Genomic DNA, 17,519 nt, shown 5'->3' with positions numbered 1-17,519 from the left:
AAAAGGCAAGCTACCTACATCACACCGCTACAACCTAATACCTTTGCTGCGTTCCCGCCCTGGAGGATTCAAAGGGAGCTGGTTGTGTAGGACTTGCCCGGCGGCAAATTTACAATCAATTTTTGTTTTATCAATGATTTTTTTTATATTTTTATGTAACATTTTTAATTTACTGGCTACTAATAAATTACTTTAAAACGAACTATTAATATTAATAATTAGCAGTATTACTAAATCGGTATTTAGTATATTTGTTCAACTAAAATCAAACTTTTATTATGGAAAACAAAAAATCATCAGCAACACAAACAATGTTAAACTATGGTCTAATATTAGGCTTTGTATCAATTCTAATGTCCGTTGGAATTTACGCAATGGGAATGATTTATGACCAAGGAATAGCAGTTGTGCTAATAAGTTTTGTAATTATGGCAGTTGTTATTTTCTTAGGAATGAAAAATTTCAAAGAAGGAAATGGCTCATTAACTTTAGGGCAAGCACTTAAAATCGGTTTAGGTATTGCACTAGTTGGCGCAATAATTTCTATTATCTACAATCAAGTTTTTATCAACTATATTGAACCCGATTTTATGGAAAATATGATGAAAGTTGGAGAACAAAAAATGTTAGAACAAAACCCAAACATGACTGATGAACAATTAGAAATGGCAAAAGGAATACAAGAAAAAATGTCTAGTCCTTTAATTAATATTGCAATGGGTATTGTTGTAAGTTTATTTTTTGGGTTTATAATTTCATTAATTGAAGGTTTAATTTTAAAAAGCCCATCAGTTGAAGATTAATTAAATACAATTTAAATGGATATATCAGTAGTTATTCCACTACTTAATGAAGATGAATCTTTAAACGAATTACACGATTGGATTGCAAAAGTTATGCAATCCAATCGTTATTCTTATGAAATACTTTTTATTGATGATGGAAGTACAGACAACTCGTGGGAAGTTATTGAAACCCTTTCGAAAAAAAATAAGAATGTAAAAGGACTTCGATTTCAAAAAAATTATGGGAAATCTCAGGCATTAAATGCAGGTTTTAAAGAAGTAATTGGTGATGTTGTTATTACCATGGATGCCGATTTACAAGATAGCCCTGATGAGATTCCCGAATTATACAACTTAATTAAAAATGATGATTTCGATTTAATTTCAGGTTGGAAAAAAAAGCGTTACGATTCTAAAATTAGAAAAAATATACCTTCAAAACTGTTTAATGCAGCTGCTCGTAAAACTTCAGGATTAAAACTACATGATTTTAATTGTGGTTTAAAAGCCTATAAAAATGAAGTGGTAAAAAATGTTGATGTAAGTGGAGAAATGCATCGTTACATTCCTGTGCTTGCAAAAAATGCGGGATACACTAAAATTGATGAAAAAGTAGTGGCTCACCAAGCTAGAAAATACGGTGTTACTAAATTTGGAATAGATCGATTTATAAATGGTTTTTTAGATTTAATTACTATTTGGTTTTTATCAAAATTTGGTAAAAGACCTATGCATTTATTCGGTTTATTAGGAACTTTAATGTTTATTATAGGTTGTACTTTTGCCTTTTATTTAGGAGTAGATAAACTGTTTTTCAACCCTTCAGGTAGACTAATAACACAGCGACCACAATTTTATATTGCATTAGTTACAATGATTATTGGAACACAATTCTTTTTAGCTGGTTTTTTAGGCGAAATTATTTTAAGAACAAAATCTGAAGAGAAAAGATATTCGATTTCTAAAAAAATTAATTTATAACGTTTTAGTTAAAAGTCTTACTTTTCGTAAGTGTATAACAGTTAATAATAGTATTTTTGCACAATATTAAACAATAAGAATATGACTATTTTAGAGAAAGCACAATTATGGCTAACAGACACATTTGATGCTGAAACACAACAAGAAATTAAACAGTTAATTGCAAATAATTCTGAATATTTAACAGAAAGTTTTTACAAAAATCTTGAATTTGGTACCGGCGGAATGCGTGGAATAATGGGAGCAGGAACCAACCGTATTAATAAGTACACACTTGGGAAAGCTACGCAAGGATTAGCCAATTATATTAAAAAGTCATTTCCAAACCAACAACATAAAGTTGCAATAGCTTATGATTGCAGACATAATAGTCAATCTTTTGCTAAAATTGTAGCTAATGTGCTTTCAGCAAATAACATTAAAGTGTATTTATTTGAAGATATGCGTCCAACTCCTGAACTTTCATTTGCCGTACGGCATTTAGGTTGTAATGCGGGTATTGTTTTAACTGCTTCACACAACCCACCTGAATACAATGGTTATAAAGTATATTGGAATGATGGTGGCCAAATTATACCTCCAAACGACGCAAATATTATTAATGAAGTAAATAGCTTAGAGTTTTCTGAAATTAACTTTAAAGCCAACGAAAATATTATTGAGTATGTTGGAAAAGAAGTTGATGAAGCATTTATTAATGCCTCCATAAAAAATGGAACATTTAATTCTAAAGGCAAAGAAAATTTAAAAATTGTCTTCACATCATTACATGGAACTTCAATTAAACTAATTCCTGATGCACTGGCAAAAGCAGGTTATACAGATGTAAATATTGTTGAAGAACAACGGGAACCAAATGGTGATTTCCCAACAGTTGCTTCTCCAAACCCAGAAGAGCCTGCAGCATTAAAAATGGCAATAGATTTAGCCAATAAAATAGATGCAGATATTGTTATTGGAACTGACCCTGATAGTGATAGAATTGGAATAGCAGTTAGAGATTTAGCAGGGAAAATGATACTTCTAAACGGAAATCAAACGATGAGTGTTATGACCGATTTTCTAATTAAAAGTTGGGAAAAAGAAGGAAAACTAAACGGTAAACAATTTGTAGGCTCTACCATAGTGTCAACTAATTTAGTAAATGATATTGCTGCAAGTTACGGGGTTGAAACAAAAGTTGGCCTAACTGGATTCAAATGGATTGCCAAAATGATTCGTGATGCTGAAGGAACTCAAGATTTTATTGGTGGTGGTGAAGAAAGTTTTGGATATATGATTGGTGATTTTGTAAGAGATAAAGACGCGGTAACAGCAACTTTACTTGCTTGTGAAATTGCTACAAATGCTAAAGCTAACAATAGTTCATTTTATAAAGAATTACTAACAATATATACGAAGCATAATTTTTACAAAGAACACCTAATTGCAATTGTAAAAAAAGGTATGGATGGAGCTGAAATAATTAGTAAAATGATGGTAGAATTGCGTAAAAATCCATTGTCAGAAATTGATGGATCTAAAGTTGAATTTTTATGTGATTATCAAGCTTCGACTAAAACTAATTTAATAACAGGTAACGTTGAAATTATTGATATTGAGAAATCAAATGTACTAATTTATGAAACTGTTGATGGAACTAAAGTGGCTGCAAGACCAAGTGGAACTGAGCCTAAAATAAAATTTTACTTTAGTGTAAATACACCATTAGACACCATAGAAAATTCGATAGCAACCGAAGCTGTTTTAGATACTAAAATTCAACGTATTATTAAAGAAATGAAATTATCTTAATGGAGTATTTCGAAAAAATATTAAAATATGCTAAACCCTATATCAAATTTGCATGGTTAAATGTATTATTTAATATTTTATACGCATTATTTAACGTTTTATCAGTTTTAGGATTTATTCCTGTACTTGGTATTTTATTTGGTCAAGAAGAAAAAATATATAAAAAACCTGTTTACGAAGGAGCTTCTACCCTATTTAATTATGTACAAGGTACCTTAAATTTTAAAATAACTGAAATGATGGAAAGTGGTGGAATTGATAAAGCGCTACTTTTTATTTGTATTCTATCATTTAGCTTATTTTTCTTTAAAAATTTATTTCGCTACTTAGCTTCATTTTCATTAGTTTTCTTAAGAAATGGTGTTGTAAAAGATGTACGTGATAGTTTATATCATAAAATTATTAAACTTCCACTCTCCTATTTTTCAGAAAAGAAAAAAGGAGATATTATTGCTCGTATGACATCTGACGTTCAGGAAGTTGAAATTTCTTTTTTAACATCGTTAGAAACTATTGTCCGGGAGCCTTTAACAATAGTTCTTACCTTAATCTCCATGTTTGCCATTAGTGCAAAACTCACGTTATTTGTGTTCGTTCTTTTACCTGTTTCTGGCTTTATTATTTCTTCGATAGGAAAAAAATTAAAAGCAAATTCACTATTAGCACAGCAAGAAACTGGTAATTTCTTATCTTTTATTGAAGAAACTTTAACTGGTTTACGAGTAATAAAAGGATTTAATGCTGAAGAAAAGATTGAAAAAAAATTCAACAAATCTACCACCAAGTTTAGAGATTTAATGACCAGTGTTTTACACAGAAAAACGTTGGCTTCTCCTATGAGTGAATTTTTAGGTTCTGCAACCATCATTGCAATTTTATGGTTTGGAGGAAGACTTGTTTTAAGTGAAAATAGTGAAATGACTCCTCAAGAGTTTTTTGGATACATTGGGTTATTTTATCTTGTTTTAAATCCTGCGAAAGCAATTTCAACAGCGTTCTATAATATTCAAAAAGGAAATGCATCTGCTGAACGAATTTTAGCAATTTTAGAAACAAAAAATACAATTATAGATAAATCAAATGCTTCGGAAAAAGACACGTTTGAAAATCAAATTACTTTTGAAAATATTTCATTTAAATATAAAGATGATTTTGTTTTAAAAGATTTTTCATTAACAATACCAAAAGGAAAAACTGTAGCATTAGTTGGTCAATCTGGTAGTGGAAAATCTACATTAGCTAATTTAATAACACGCTTTTATGATGTAAATAAAGGTGTTATTAAAATTGATGGAGTTGATATAAAAGATATCAAACAAAAATCTTTACGAGGTTTAATGGGTATTGTAACTCAAGAATCTATTTTATTTAATGATACTGTAAAAAACAATATCAGTTTAGGTGTGAAAAACTCAACTACAGAACAAGTAATTGAAGCCTCAACAATTGCCAATGCTCACGAATTTATTAAAGATTTGCCTGAGCAATATGAAACTAATATTGGTGATAGTGGTAACACTCTTTCAGGTGGACAAAAACAACGATTAAGCATTGCGCGTGCAGTTTTAAAAAACCCACCAATTATGGTGTTAGATGAAGCAACTTCAGCTTTAGATACTGAAAGCGAACAATTGGTCCAAAAAGCTTTAGAAAAAATGATGAAAAATAGAACATCATTGGTAATTGCACATCGCTTGTCAACCATTCAAAAAGCTGATTTAATTGTTGTTATGAAAAAAGGTGAGATTGTTGAACAAGGAAAACATAACGAATTACTGGCTAAAAAGGGTGAGTATTTTAAGTTAGTTACCATGCAAGCTCTTTAACAATTATCAATTGTTAATTATTTTAAGTCCTAATTTATCCGCTCTCTCTAACATAAAAACATAAGCTTCATCATAATTATTTACTATTTCACCTTCTAAAATTGCTTCTTTTATAGCATCTTTAATTTGACCAATTTCACGACAAGGTTTTAAATTAAATGTTTCCATGATTAATTCTCCAGAAATCGGTGGTTGAAAATTCCGAACATGGTCTCGTTCTTCTACTTCTTTAATTTTTTGACGAACTATTTTAAAATTGTTATGGTATTTTTTAAATTTTGCAGGGTTTTTAGTAGTAATGTCAGCTTCACATAAAGTCATTAAACTATCAATATCATCTCCAGTATCAAAAATCAAACGCCTTATTGCTGAGTCAGTTACATCAGTTGCCAGCACAATTGGACGAGAACTTAAAAATACCATTTTTTGAACAAACTTCATTTTATTATTCAAAGGCATTTTTAAACGTTTAAACAATTTATAGACCATTTTTGAGCCTACAAATTCATGACTATGAAATGTCCAACCAACAGTTTTATCAAATTTTTTAGTTGGTGCTTTACCAATATCGTGCAATAAAGCCGCCCAACGCAACCATAAATCTGTCGTATTTCTAGAGATATTATCAACAACTTCTAGTGTATGATAAAAATTATCCTTATGCTTCTGACCTTCCACTTCTTCAACACCTTGTAAATTAGTTAATTCAGGCAAAAAACGCTCTAGTAATTTAGTTTTATGCAATGATAAAATACCAACTGATGGAATATTAGAGAGCATTATTTTGTTAAATTCAGTAATAATGCGTTCTCTTGTAATTATATCAATTCTTTTTGAATTTTTAGCAATAGATTTCAGTGATGTATCCTCAATTATAAAATTTAATTGAGTTGAAAAACGAATAGCACGCAACATACGCAATGGATCATCTGAATATGTAATATCGGGATTTAATGGTGTACGAATAATTTTATTTTCTAAATCTTTTAACCCGTCAAAAGGATCTAATAAACTTCCATAGTCCAATTTATTTAAGCTTAAAGCTAATGCATTTATCGTAAAATCTCTTCTATTTTGATCGTCTTGTAATGTTCCATCTTCAACAATTGGATTTCTGCTATCTTCATTATAAGATTCTTTACGAGCACCAACAAATTCAATTTCAACACCTTCATAACGTAACATTGCCGTACCATACGTTTTAAAAACTTGAACTTTTGGTTTATTTGGTAACAAATTAGCAACTTCTTTGGCTAATTCTATACCACTACCAACTGCAACAATATCAATATCGACTGGTGTTCCTCTATTCAAAAAATAATCACGTACAAAACCCCCAATCACATAAGTTTCTAACTTCAAATTAGTTGCAGCTTTTGTTATATATTCAAAAATTGGATACTCTAAAGCATCTGTATATCTATTATTTGGTATCATAAATTAATCTGAGTTAAATAAACCTCTATATTTTAAAGCCTTATAACTTTTGCTTGTCATTCCTGCAAAGGCAGGAATGACACACACTAAATTGTTTTTAAACATCATTATAAACTTGTTTCAAAATCTTAACCTTATTTATAATTATACTTTATTATGAGAACCTGAAACAAGTTCAGGTTGACGAAAATTTCATATCTTAAAAACTCCTGTTTTATTTATCAATTAATTAATCACGAACTACTATTAACTCTCCATTATCTCCTATTCTTAAAATTGTAGAAGATTTTTTATTTATTTCTTCGCGCTGCAAATTTACAATATAGTCTACGCTATCCAAAATTGATTGTTCAATTTCTTGAAAACTTTTAGGAGTTAGATTACCACTAATATTTGCGGAAGTTGACACTATAGGTTTACCAAAAGCCGTAATTAATTGATTACAAAATTCATTTTTAACTATTCTAATAGCAACCGTATTATCTTTTGCAACTACATTTTTGGCTAAACCAGCTGGATTGTTATAAATGATGGTTGTAGGCTTAGACACTGATTTTAAAAACTTTATAATACTTTCTGAAATTGAGGGAATAAACTTTTGAAGCATTTTAATACCATCAACCAAAATAATTAAACTTTTACTTTCAGATCGCTGTTTAATTTCAAAAACCTTAGCTACAGCAATTTCAGAAGTTGCATCACAACCAATTCCCCAAACAGTGTCTGTTGGGTATAGAAGTATTTTAGATTGGTTTAACACTTCTAGTGCTTTATTTATTTTAGTTTTTATCATGAATTAACAAAAGTATCTTTCGGAAATTAAAATCTACAATAAGCATTAAACAGCAACATCATTTTCACGAAGTGCATCATTTAAAGAAGTTTTTTTGTTGGTGCTTTCTTTTCTTTGTCCAATAATCATTGCACAAGGAACATTAAATTCTCCCGCAGGAAATTGTTTTTTATAACTACCAGGAATTACCACCGAACGTGCTGGTACTTTCCCTTTCATTTCGACCGGTACATCACCTGTTACATCAATTATTTTTGTACTCATAGTTAATACTACTCCAGCTCCTAAAACAGCTTCTTTTTCAACATGCACTCCTTCAACAACAATACAACGCGAACCTATAAAAACATCATCTTCAATAATTACAGGAGCAGCTTGTAAAGGCTCTAATACTCCACCAATTCCAACACCACCACTTAAGTGTACATTTTTACCAATTTGAGCACAACTGCCAACAGTTGCCCAAGTATCAACCATGGTTCCTTTATCAACATAAGCTCCTATATTTATATAACTTGGCATTAAAATAGTTCCGCTAGAAATATAAGATCCATAACGTGCTACTGCATGTGGTACAACACGTATTCCTTTTTCTTTATAACCTGTTTTTAATGGAATTTTATCATGATATTCAAAAATTCCAACTTCCATAGTTTCCATTTTTTGAATTGGGAAATATAGCACTACAGCTTTTTTTACCCATTCATTTATTTGCCAACCATCAACTAAAGGTTCTGCTACTCTTAAAACGCCGCTATCCAATAAATCAATAACTTTTCGTATTGCATTTTGAGATACTTCATCTTTTAATAAATTTTTATTATCCCAAGTTTTCTCTATAATTTCTCTTAACTTATCCATATATAACATCTTATTAACGCAAATATAAAGTTTAAATTAATTATATAATTCAAAATGACTAAATTTGCACAATTTTAATATATTATGTTAATAGTTTGGCACGTATTTTAGCTTTTGATTACGGTTTAAAAAGAACAGGAATTGCAATTACTGATGAGTTACAAATTATTGCTTCAGGATTAACTACTGTTGATACAAAAAAGATTTTCTCCTTCTTAACAGATTACCTTAAAAATGAAAATGTGGAGTTATTTGTTGTTGGCGAGCCAAAACAGATGAACAATACTGAAAGTGAAAGCGAACAGTTTATAAAACCTTTTATTTTAAAATTAGGTCAAACTTTTCCTAAAATTCCAATAAAACGTGTTGATGAGCGTTTTACCTCAAAAATAGCCTTTCAAAGTATGATTGATAGTGGTTTAAAAAAGAAGCATCGCCAAAATAAAGCGCTTATTGATGAAGTTAGCGCTACCATAATTTTACAATCTTATTTACAACAAAATGAAGAATAATTTTTTTAGAAAAATTGTTGTATTTATTAGGAGAAAATACCGGGTTCTCTTCAAAAAATACTACCGTAAAAAAGATATTGAACTATTAAAGGATAAAAACTTTGTAGTTGTTTGTGATAATTGTTGGGCTGGAGCTGTATATCAATGGTTAGAACGACCATACAACTCCCCTTTTATTAGTGTTGGTTTTTATGGAGATTGCTATATAAAATTACTTTCAAATTTTGATTATTATATGGCTCTTCCTCTAAAATTTATTACTGAAAGTAAATACAAAAATAGAAAAATTACGTATCCGCTTGCACTATTAGGTGATATTGAAGTTCATTTTACACATTATAAAGATGAAGAAGAAGCCAACACTAAATGGGCACGTAGAACGGCTAGAATGCTAGAAGAAACTAATAGAAATAATTATATTTTTATGATGTCCGATGCATGGTATGCAACAGAACAAAATTTTAAAGATTTTACAGCACTTCCATTACAAAATAAAATTTCGTTTTCAATTCATGAATATAAACATCTAAATCTCAAAAACCATTATCAAGTATTAGAAATTGATAAAAACTTTAAAGATCGTGTTCCAAATGGGGTAAAACTTTTCAAAATTAATTTTATTTATATGAATCTATATAAATGGATAAAAGAGTGTTTATCATAATTCTAAATCTATCTTTTTGTTTTAACTAATAATTTGTACTTTTGCAATCCAAAAAAAGCCGAATGATATTACCAATTATAGCATATGGAGATCCTATTTTAAGAAAAGTAGGGGTTAAAATTGACAAAGAATACCCAAACCTTTCCGAATTAATTGAAAACATGAAGGAAACAATGATTAATGCACGTGGTATTGGCTTAGCTGCACCACAAATTGGTAAAGCTATACGACTTTTTATTGTAGATACTTCTCCTTTTGAAAAAGATGAAGATTTAGATGAAAAAGAACGTGTGTTCTTAGCAAATTTCAAAAGAATTTTTATCAATGCTAAAATTGTAGAAGAAGAAGGTGAAGAATGGGCTTTTAGTGAAGGATGTTTAAGTATTCCTGACATAAATGAAGATGTATTTAGAGAAGATAAAATTACCATTGAATATTTGGATGAAAATTTTGAAAAGCATACTGAAAATTTAGACGGTTTGGCTGCAAGAGTTGTTCAACATGAATACGATCATATTGAAGGTATTTTATTTACTGATAAAATTTCTTCACTAAAAAAACGATTAATTAAAAAGAAATTAGAAAATATTTCAAAAGGAAAAATTAGTCCTAATTACAGAATGAAGTTTCCCTTATTAAAAAGAAAATAAATATATGGAATTAAAAGATATAGTTGCAATTAACGGAAAACCAGGATTGTACCAAATAAAAGCACAATCTAAAGGAGGAATAATTGTAGAATCATTAATTGATTCAAAAAAGTTTCCAGTTACAGCTACACACAATATTAGTGCTTTAAATGAAATTGCAATTTATACGTATGAAGAAGAAATTCCATTACGCATAATATTTAAAACTATTGGAGAAAAAGAAAATGGAAAGGAAGCTATTAGCCCTAAAGAAAATGGAAAAACTTTAACTTCATATTTTAGAGAAGTACTACCCAATTTTGATGAAGAACGTGTATATACTTCAAACATCAAAAAAGTACTACAATGGTATAACTTATTAGCTTCCAAAAATTTTGATTTTACTTCAATAAAAGAGGAAGAAGAAACAGAAGAGGCTTAATTATGAATACTAGAGAGCAACAACTACAAGCATTTGGTAGGTTATTAGATATTATGGATGAGTTGCGATCTAAATGCCCGTGGGATAAAAAACAAACATTCGAATCTCTTCGCCACTTAACAATTGAAGAAACTTATGAATTAGGTGAAGCAGTTCTTAACAATGATTTGCAAGAAATCAAAAAAGAATTAGGTGATGTTTTACTACATATTGTTTTTTATGCAAAAATAGGCTCAGAAACAAACGATTTTGATATTGCAGATGTTGCCAATTCAATTTCAGAAAAGCTAATTTATCGTCATCCTCATATTTATAGCGATGTTAAAGTAGAAAATGAAGAAGACGTAAAACAAAATTGGGAAAAACTAAAATTAAAAGAAGGAAAAAACTCTGTTTTAGAAGGTGTTCCAAAATCATTGCCTTCCATGGTAAAAGCGAATAGAATTCAAGATAAAGTTGCTGGAGTTGGATTTGATTGGGAAAAACCTGAACAAGTTTGGGAAAAAGTACAAGAAGAACTTTCTGAGCTAAATGCTGAAATTGAAAAAGGTACTACCAATAATATTGAAGCTGAATTTGGTGATGTTCTTTTTTCAATGATTAATTATGCTCGTTTTATCAACGTAAATCCAGAAAATGCTTTAGAACGCACTAATAAAAAGTTCATCAGTCGTTTTCAATATTTAGAAAAAGCAGCAAAAAAAGAAGGTAAATCGTTACACGATATGTCGCTTTCAGAAATGGATGTGTTTTGGAATGAATCAAAAAAAATCTACAAATAATATCTACAAGCTATATTCTCTCAACTTAATTTTTTACATTAGTATATCGAATTGGTTAAAATGGAAAAAATTGTAATTATTACCGGAGGGAGTAAAGGTTTAGGACTTGGTCTTGCAAAAAAATACCATAAAGAAGGGTATCGTGTTTTCTCAATTTCAAGAAGTAAAATTGAAAAATTATATTCAGCTGAGCAATATCAATGTGATTTAAGCAAATCAGAAACCATAAAACCTATTATAACTGAAATATTTTCACATTTAGATAAATATAATATTACAAATTTAACGCTTATAAATAACGCTGGAGACTTAGGTACTGTCAATACTTTAGATAAAATAGTTCCATCAGATATAGCGTATACAATTCAAGTTAATTTAACAGCACCACTAATTTTAAATTCATTATTTATTAAATTATCTGAAGGTTGGACTTGTAAAAAACAAATTCTTAATATTTCATCGGGAGCTGCAATAAACCCTTATGAAAGTTGGTCAATGTATTGTTCTTCAAAAGCTGGCATTGATATGATGACTCACGTAATTTCTAAAGAGCAAAAAGAATTAAATAACGGTGTAAGTATTGTTTCAATTTATCCGGGAATAGTTGATACAGATATGCAAACTGAAGCAAGAAATACACCTAAAGCAAATTTTAAATCTGTACAACGATTTATTGATTTTTATGAGCATGGTAATTTACGCTCTCCAAAAGATGTTGCTGAAAAAATTTATCACTTAGATATTTCAGGTGAACTAAAAAATGGAAGAATTTTAGATGTTAGAAACGTTTAATTATAAGTTATTATATTCTAAAATTTTATAAATAGTTTTTTAACACTATCATAAAAATCTCTTTTGATTGCTCTTTTAACTTCTATTTTTTTTATTGGTTTTATATTAATTAAACCAAATTGTAAAATATTTTATTTTAGCAATATCCGGAATTTGATCAAGAGTAATTTCTTCTCTACTAAATATATTTAATCCTAATTCTCTTTTATCTATAGCAATTGTAGCATTTAATTCATCAATAAAAAGTGTTGCTGAAGTTAATGTAGTTTCTACATTATTAACTAAATAGTTTTCATTAATTTCTTTGAATGTAGATTGAAGTGATATTCCTTTATCCGTTATATAATTACTATCAAATATTTGAATACTTTTTATTTTTGACAATGAATCATTTTGATTAGTAGGAGCTATTTCTAATAATTTTTTCCCATCAAATGTAAAAATTTCATATTCGTCATTGCTTATTGAGAATAATTTTTCTTCAGCAACAGTATTTAATGAAGTATTAGAGACAATTGAATCAGTTTTAAAAATTGAATTTAAGTCTAAAATTGTTGTTTCTTTAGTTAAAAATCCAACTTTCCCTTTTTCAATTAAATATTGATTTTCTTTAGCACATTGAACAAATAAAAATGAAACTAAAACTATAGATATGATTTTCTTTAAAATTGACATGAACAATATTTTTATATTCTATACTTATAAACGTAACAAACAAACTTTTATTTAATAAAAGTAAAAATTAAAGCACTCTCTTTAAAATCCCTAAAACACCTCTAATAAATGTAGCACTTGTAACAACTTTTAAAATTGGGTTCATACGAGTACTTTTTCTTGTACTAGTTGATCTTAATGACTTTTCTCTTTCTTTTCTCTTAATTTTAATTTCTTCTTTTTCATGAATTTTTTCAATTTTTTTATTCAAAATTTCATAAGCGCTTTCTCTATCAACTACGTCATTGTACTTATAATATAAATGTGAATTCTCTATTAATTGCTTTAACTCTTTATCGGTTAATACATCCATTCTACTCATTGGTGCTCTCATCATAGTAGCTGCCAATGGTGTTGGTCGTCCTTTTTCATTTAATACCGAAATAAAAGCTTCACCAATACCTAATTGTGTTAAGGTCTCATCTACATCATAATATTCAGAATCTGGATAGTTTTCTGAAGCTAATTTAATTGCTTTTCTATCTTTTGCCGTAAAAGCACGTAATGCATGTTGCACTTTTAACCCAAGTTGAGCCAGCACATCTTCAGGAACATCTTTTGGATTTTGTGTTACAAAAAAAAGTCCAATTCCTTTAGACCTAATTAATTTTACAATACTCTCAATTTGAGAAATTAACGCTTTAGAAGCTTCTCTAAAAATTAAGTGTGCTTCATCTATAAAAATTACTAACTCTGGTTTTCCACTATCTCCTTGCTCAGGAAAACTACTATAAACTTCCGCCAATAATTGCAACATAAATGTTGAAAATAACTTTGGTTTATCTTGTATATCTGTTAAACGTAAAATTGAAATAATTCCTTTATTATTTTCATCTGTTCTTACCAAATCCTTTACCTCAAATGATCGTTCTCCAAAAAATAAATCTCCTCCTTGTTGATCGATTTCGATTATTTTTCTCAAAATTGCACCAGTACTAGCTTTTGAAATTAAGCCATATTCAGCTTGAATCTCTTCTTTTCCTTCAGCAGTGGTAAAATGGAGTACTTTTTTAAAATCTTTTAAATCTAACAGCGGAAGTTTATGATCGTCACAATATTTAAAAATAATTGCAACTATTCCACTTTGTGCTTCCGATAAATCTAAAATTCGTGATAGCAAAACAGGTCCAAATTCAGAAATAGTTGCTCGTAAACGAACACCTTTTTGGTTTGATATTGTCAACACTTCAACAGGAAATTTTTTAGCTTCAAAAGGCAAACCAATTGCTGCATGTCTCTCCTCAATTTTAGGATGTCCTGGACTCGCTTTTGCTAAACCACTTAAATCACCTTTTATATCCATCAATAATACTGGAATTCCTTTCTCTGAAAGGTTCTCTGCCATTACTTGTAACGACTTAGTTTTTCCAGTTCCTGTAGCTCCCGCAATAAGTCCGTGCCTATTTAATGTTTTTAATGGAACTTTTACATAAGCATCTTTTACAGTCTTTCCATCTAACATAGCCGAACCAAATATTATAAAATCTCCTTTAGTTTTGTAACCTTCAGTAATATGGTTGAAAAAAACTTCTTCTCTACTCATTTTAAATATTTTTGTTAAAAATAAGATATAAAATCCAAATTAAAAATTTCAATAGAAATTAAGTTCATTTTATTTATTATTAGTACTTATTTCTATATTTGCATTATGATTGATAAACATACACAGCAACTAATAAATAAAGGAGAAATGCTTCCTTTAATGGAAGAATTTTACACTATCCAAGGTGAAGGTTTTCACTCTGGAAAAGCCGCCTATTTTATTAGAATTGGAGGTTGTGATGTTGGGTGTCATTGGTGTGATGTAAAGGAAAGTTGGAATGCAGATTTACATCCTCCAACACTTACAAATAATATTATAACTAACGTTAAAAAACATGCAAAAACAGTAGTTGTAACAGGTGGAGAACCTTCTATGTGGAATTTAGACTATATAACTAAATCACTGAAAAAAATTCATATTAAAACTCATATTGAAACATCAGGAGCTTATCATTTAACAGGAAAATGGGATTGGATTTGTTTATCACCAAAAAAAACAAAATTACCTTTACCTACTATTTATCCTAAAGCTAATGAACTTAAAATAATTGTTGTAACAAAAAATGATTTTAAATTTGCTGAGGAACAAGCTTCAAAAGTATCGGATAATTGTGAATTATTTTTACAACCTGAATGGAGTAAACGTAAAAAAATGACACCTCTTATAGTTGAATATGTTATGAAAAATCCACAATGGAAAATTTCTTTACAAACTCATAAATATCTGAATATTCCTTAACTAAATTAATACAATCTAATTAAAAACTTTAGAAATAAGAGAAGCAACAATTGCTGATGCTGAATTTATAACAATTTTAGGAAGAGTCACTTTTACAGAAATCTTTGGATTTTATTTCAAGGATAATAACGATTTGTTAAGTTATTATGAAAGAACATTTTCAGTAAAAAAATGGATTTTCAAATATTGGTAAACATGATTTTCAGATAGAAAAAGAAAATTTCGAGTTTAACATAATGTTCAAAAAACTCGGATAATATTAAACTATTTCAAACTATTAATTTTATTTATAACTATTGTATAAATCTTCTCAAATTGCTCATCTATAGTCATTTCAGAATTATCAATTTCAATAGCATCATTTGCTTTTATTAACGGTGAATCTTTACGAGTAGAATCTATATAATCTCTATACTCAATATTTTTTAATATTTCATCAAAAGTCACTTTATCACCTCTTTTAGTTAATTCCTCAAATCTTCGTTGTGCACGTTTCTTAGCAGAAGCATTCATAAATATTTTTAATTCTGCATTTGGAAAAACTACAGTACCTATATCTCTACCATCCATAACAACACGTTTATTAGTTCCAAATTGCTGCTGTTGTTCCACTAATTTTCTTCTTACTTCAGAAATTTCTGCAACTTTACTAACAAATTCAGACACTTCAATATTTCGAATTTCCTTTTCTACATTAATATCATTCAAATAAATTTCAGCAAAACCTAAATCAGTATTAAATTTAAACTTTAAACTTATTATATCTAAAACTGAAATTAATTTATCCTTATAAAAAAATGTGTTAGAAATTAATTGATGCTGCATTGCGTATAAAGTAACGGCTCTATACATTGCACCAGAATCAACATATACGTATTCCAATTTTTTTGCTAACTGTTTAGCAATGGTACTTTTCCCTGTAGATGAAAATCCGTCTATTGCAACTGTAATATCTTTCAATTTATTAATTTAAATTTATTTGTAAACTCAATGTATTTGCATTTGATGCTGGGTGATATTTCGAAAATGCATAATTAAATTTAAACTTATTCAGTTTTAATCCAAACCCAGCAGTAAAACCAGCAAAAGTTCTTTTATCAATTAACCGCAATTCATTAGCCCTTCTAAAATTATATCCTACTCTCAAATTAAATGCACCTTCAGGAAATATTTCAGCACCTATTGATAAATGTCGAACCGCATTATCGAAAAAAGCTATATTTTCTTTAGTAACGTTTCCATCAATATCTGTTGTTGAATTTGAAGGATTACTAACTGAAATATCCCATTGCTGTAAATTATCAACTGAAAAATGCCAAGTTATTGGAACATTTTCTAACTTATACGAAGCTCCTAATTCTATTTGTAAAGGTAACTTTTCTCTTGTTTCATCAAAAACTGTAACTTGATACCCTATATTTCGTATAACCAAAGTGAATATATATGGTTGATACTCATTATAATATAAAATCGCAAAATCTGTAGCAACACCAATGGAAGAATAATTATCAATTACTGAATTAATAAATTTAATATTCCCTCCTATAAAAAAATCAGTTTTAAAAATATTATACGAATATCCAACTGAAAATGATAAATCAAATGCTTTAAAACTTCCTATCTCAATACCATTATCATCTGCTCTAATAAATTTTCCGTAATTTAAATAAGTAATTCCACCATGAAGGGTTCCAAAATTTCTACTCACCGTATGTGCAAATGAAACAGAAGTTAAATTTATATCTGCTAAATAATTTAAATAATTAACTGATAATTGATTATCTAAATCTTGATTAATTACTGAAGGATTCCATAAAGGCTGATTTACATCATCCATTAAAGTTAATGTCTTACCACCCAAAGCAGCTTGTTTTGCAGATCCTGTTAAATTTAAAAAATTATAAATGCTTTCACCTCCAACTTGTGAAAATGAGGTTAATGAAATCAAAAAAATAAGAATACTAATTTTTTTCATATTTGGAATTACAAAATAAACTTAAATATACCTTAAAACCCAAAAAAGAATAAATTATTTTGGATTAGATTAAGACTTAAACAAAAAAAAACCTTCAACAATAAAGTGTTGAAGGTTTTCAAAAGAAAGGCAGTGACATACTCTCCCACCGTGTGGCAGTACCATCTGCGCTGATAGGCTTAACTTCTCTGTTCGGTATGGGAAGAGGTGAGCCCTATCGCTATAACCACCTTAAGTTGTTTGGGGAACTA

Annotated in this window: 18 protein-coding genes, 1 rRNA gene and 1 other RNA gene; 11 read left to right on the top strand and 9 right to left on the bottom strand. The window is 29.0% G+C overall.

Translation table 11 applies throughout. The features are described from left to right. An RNA gene (ffs, locus tag QM495_RS06470) (signal recognition particle sRNA small type) lies at positions 1 to 99 on the bottom strand. Between the two features lie 179 nt (positions 100 to 278). Here ffs and QM495_RS06465 point away from each other — a divergent pair. The 4 genes from QM495_RS06465 to QM495_RS06450 all read left to right on the top strand — a co-directional run bounded on the left by QM495_RS06465 (position 279) and on the right by QM495_RS06450 (position 5,386). Further along, on the top strand, positions 279 to 803 hold the full coding sequence (locus QM495_RS06465; RefSeq protein WP_408671295.1) for a DUF4199 domain-containing protein: 525 nt from the start codon (positions 279 to 281) through the stop codon (positions 801 to 803). Between the two features lie 15 nt (positions 804 to 818). After that, complete coding sequence (locus tag QM495_RS06460) at positions 819 to 1,766, top strand: glycosyltransferase family 2 protein (RefSeq protein ID WP_408671294.1); 948 nt, start codon at positions 819 to 821, stop codon at positions 1,764 to 1,766. Positions 1,767 to 1,847: 81 nt separating this feature from the next. Beyond that, positions 1,848 to 3,560 carry a phospho-sugar mutase gene (locus tag QM495_RS06455; RefSeq protein WP_408671293.1) on the top strand — a complete coding sequence of 571 codons (1,713 nt, stop codon included), beginning with the start codon at positions 1,848 to 1,850 and terminating at the stop codon, positions 3,558 to 3,560. Further along, positions 3,560 to 5,386 carry an ABC transporter ATP-binding protein gene (locus QM495_RS06450; RefSeq protein WP_408671292.1) on the top strand — a complete coding sequence of 609 codons (1,827 nt, stop codon included), beginning with the start codon at positions 3,560 to 3,562 and terminating at the stop codon, positions 5,384 to 5,386. Before QM495_RS06455 ends, QM495_RS06450 begins: the two co-directional genes overlap by 1 nt. 6 nt (positions 5,387 to 5,392) lie before the next feature. Here QM495_RS06450 and QM495_RS06445 read toward each other — a convergent pair whose 3' ends face one another. The 3 genes from QM495_RS06445 to QM495_RS06435 all read right to left on the bottom strand — a co-directional run bounded on the left by QM495_RS06445 (position 5,393) and on the right by QM495_RS06435 (position 8,477). Further along, the gene (locus tag QM495_RS06445) at positions 5,393 to 6,823 is read right to left on the bottom strand and encodes a CCA tRNA nucleotidyltransferase (protein WP_408671291.1); all 1,431 of its coding nucleotides are present in this window, start codon (positions 6,821 to 6,823) and stop codon (positions 5,393 to 5,395) included. A gap of 229 nt (positions 6,824 to 7,052) precedes the next feature. Next, positions 7,053 to 7,616, bottom strand: coding sequence for an L-threonylcarbamoyladenylate synthase (locus tag QM495_RS06440; protein WP_408671290.1), 564 nt, complete (start codon positions 7,614 to 7,616; stop codon positions 7,053 to 7,055). A gap of 45 nt (positions 7,617 to 7,661) precedes the next feature. Then, a complete protein-coding gene (locus QM495_RS06435; protein ID WP_408671289.1) occupies positions 7,662 to 8,477 on the bottom strand; it encodes a 2,3,4,5-tetrahydropyridine-2,6-dicarboxylate N-succinyltransferase in 816 nt (271 codons plus the stop codon). Positions 8,478 to 8,572: 95 nt separating this feature from the next. Here QM495_RS06435 and ruvX point away from each other — a divergent pair, with 95 nt between their 5' ends. The 6 genes from ruvX (at position 8,573) to QM495_RS06405 (ending at position 12,298) form a co-directional block, all read left to right on the top strand. Continuing rightward, positions 8,573 to 8,989 carry a Holliday junction resolvase RuvX gene (gene ruvX / locus QM495_RS06430; RefSeq protein WP_408671288.1) on the top strand — a complete coding sequence of 139 codons (417 nt, stop codon included), beginning with the start codon at positions 8,573 to 8,575 and terminating at the stop codon, positions 8,987 to 8,989. Beyond that, a complete protein-coding gene (locus QM495_RS06425) occupies positions 8,979 to 9,653 on the top strand; it encodes a DUF1919 domain-containing protein (protein WP_408671287.1) in 675 nt (224 codons plus the stop codon). Before ruvX ends, QM495_RS06425 begins: the two co-directional genes overlap by 11 nt. 62 nt (positions 9,654 to 9,715) lie before the next feature. Continuing rightward, positions 9,716 to 10,303: a peptide deformylase gene (gene def, locus QM495_RS06420; RefSeq protein WP_408671286.1), complete on the top strand. Its 588-nt coding sequence runs from the start codon at positions 9,716 to 9,718 to the stop codon at positions 10,301 to 10,303. Between the two features lie 4 nt (positions 10,304 to 10,307). Beyond that, a complete protein-coding gene (locus QM495_RS06415; RefSeq protein WP_408671285.1) occupies positions 10,308 to 10,724 on the top strand; it encodes a DUF5606 domain-containing protein in 417 nt (138 codons plus the stop codon). 2 nt (positions 10,725 to 10,726) lie between these two features. Continuing rightward, complete coding sequence (gene mazG / locus QM495_RS06410) at positions 10,727 to 11,506, top strand: nucleoside triphosphate pyrophosphohydrolase (RefSeq protein WP_408671284.1); 780 nt, start codon at positions 10,727 to 10,729, stop codon at positions 11,504 to 11,506. Between the two features lie 60 nt (positions 11,507 to 11,566). Beyond that, positions 11,567 to 12,298 (top strand): SDR family NAD(P)-dependent oxidoreductase, encoded by a 732-nt coding sequence (locus QM495_RS06405; protein WP_408671283.1) that lies wholly within the window; start codon positions 11,567 to 11,569, stop codon positions 12,296 to 12,298. Between the two features lie 105 nt (positions 12,299 to 12,403). Here QM495_RS06405 and QM495_RS06400 read toward each other — a convergent pair whose 3' ends face one another. Together QM495_RS06400 and QM495_RS06395 are read right to left on the bottom strand one after the other, a co-directional pair. Beyond that, positions 12,404 to 12,973, bottom strand: coding sequence for a hypothetical protein (locus QM495_RS06400; protein ID WP_408671282.1), 570 nt, complete (start codon positions 12,971 to 12,973; stop codon positions 12,404 to 12,406). 67 nt (positions 12,974 to 13,040) lie between these two features. After that, on the bottom strand, positions 13,041 to 14,555 hold the full coding sequence (locus QM495_RS06395) for a helicase HerA-like domain-containing protein (protein ID WP_408671281.1): 1,515 nt from the start codon (positions 14,553 to 14,555) through the stop codon (positions 13,041 to 13,043). Positions 14,556 to 14,660: 105 nt separating this feature from the next. Here QM495_RS06395 and QM495_RS06390 point away from each other — a divergent pair, with 105 nt between their 5' ends. Next, entirely contained in the window at positions 14,661 to 15,293 is a 633-nt protein-coding gene (locus QM495_RS06390) for a 7-carboxy-7-deazaguanine synthase QueE (protein WP_408671280.1), read from the top strand. Between the two features lie 264 nt (positions 15,294 to 15,557). Here QM495_RS06390 and cmk read toward each other — a convergent pair whose 3' ends face one another. From cmk to rrf, 3 genes are all read right to left on the bottom strand, one after another. Then, the gene (gene cmk, locus QM495_RS06385; protein WP_408671279.1) at positions 15,558 to 16,253 is read right to left on the bottom strand and encodes a (d)CMP kinase; all 696 of its coding nucleotides are present in this window, start codon (positions 16,251 to 16,253) and stop codon (positions 15,558 to 15,560) included. A 4-nt stretch (positions 16,254 to 16,257) separates the two neighbouring features. Beyond that, entirely contained in the window at positions 16,258 to 17,268 is a 1,011-nt protein-coding gene (gene porQ, locus QM495_RS06380; protein WP_408671278.1) for a type IX secretion system protein PorQ, read from the bottom strand. A gap of 124 nt (positions 17,269 to 17,392) precedes the next feature. Beyond that, positions 17,393 to 17,502, bottom strand: a 5S ribosomal RNA gene (gene rrf / locus QM495_RS06375). Positions 17,503 to 17,519 lie beyond the last annotated feature (17 nt).

Origin of the sequence: Lutibacter sp. (assembly GCF_046055765.1) — a bacterium.
Lineage (GTDB): Bacteria > Bacteroidota > Bacteroidia > Flavobacteriales > Flavobacteriaceae > Lutibacter.
The sequence above is the reverse complement of the archived record's forward strand: the minus strand, read 5'-3'. Positions and strand labels throughout refer to the sequence as shown.

Excerpts from the sequence above, each read along its gene's own strand:
- QM495_RS06465 (WP_408671295.1), top strand. The coding sequence starts at position 279 with ATGGAAAACAAAAAATCATCAGCAACACAAACAATGTTAAACTATGGT.
- QM495_RS06460 (WP_408671294.1), top strand. The coding sequence starts at position 819 with ATGGATATATCAGTAGTTATTCCACTACTTAATGAAGATGAATCTTTA.
- QM495_RS06455 (WP_408671293.1), top strand. The coding sequence starts at position 1,848 with ATGACTATTTTAGAGAAAGCACAATTATGGCTAACAGACACATTTGAT.
- QM495_RS06450 (WP_408671292.1), top strand. The coding sequence starts at position 3,560 with ATGGAGTATTTCGAAAAAATATTAAAATATGCTAAACCCTATATCAAA.
- QM495_RS06445 (WP_408671291.1), bottom strand. The coding sequence starts at position 6,823 with ATGATACCAAATAATAGATATACAGATGCTTTAGAGTATCCAATTTTT.
- QM495_RS06440 (WP_408671290.1), bottom strand. The coding sequence starts at position 7,616 with ATGATAAAAACTAAAATAAATAAAGCACTAGAAGTGTTAAACCAATCT.
- QM495_RS06435 (WP_408671289.1), bottom strand. The coding sequence starts at position 8,477 with ATGGATAAGTTAAGAGAAATTATAGAGAAAACTTGGGATAATAAAAAT.
- QM495_RS06425 (WP_408671287.1), top strand. The coding sequence starts at position 8,979 with ATGAAGAATAATTTTTTTAGAAAAATTGTTGTATTTATTAGGAGAAAA.
- def (WP_408671286.1), top strand. The coding sequence starts at position 9,716 with ATGATATTACCAATTATAGCATATGGAGATCCTATTTTAAGAAAAGTA.
- QM495_RS06415 (WP_408671285.1), top strand. The coding sequence starts at position 10,308 with ATGGAATTAAAAGATATAGTTGCAATTAACGGAAAACCAGGATTGTAC.
- mazG (WP_408671284.1), top strand. The coding sequence starts at position 10,727 with ATGAATACTAGAGAGCAACAACTACAAGCATTTGGTAGGTTATTAGAT.
- QM495_RS06405 (WP_408671283.1), top strand. The coding sequence starts at position 11,567 with ATGGAAAAAATTGTAATTATTACCGGAGGGAGTAAAGGTTTAGGACTT.
- QM495_RS06400 (WP_408671282.1), bottom strand. The coding sequence starts at position 12,973 with ATGTCAATTTTAAAGAAAATCATATCTATAGTTTTAGTTTCATTTTTA.
- QM495_RS06395 (WP_408671281.1), bottom strand. The coding sequence starts at position 14,555 with ATGAGTAGAGAAGAAGTTTTTTTCAACCATATTACTGAAGGTTACAAA.
- QM495_RS06390 (WP_408671280.1), top strand. The coding sequence starts at position 14,661 with ATGATTGATAAACATACACAGCAACTAATAAATAAAGGAGAAATGCTT.
- porQ (WP_408671278.1), bottom strand. The coding sequence starts at position 17,268 with ATGAAAAAAATTAGTATTCTTATTTTTTTGATTTCATTAACCTCATTT.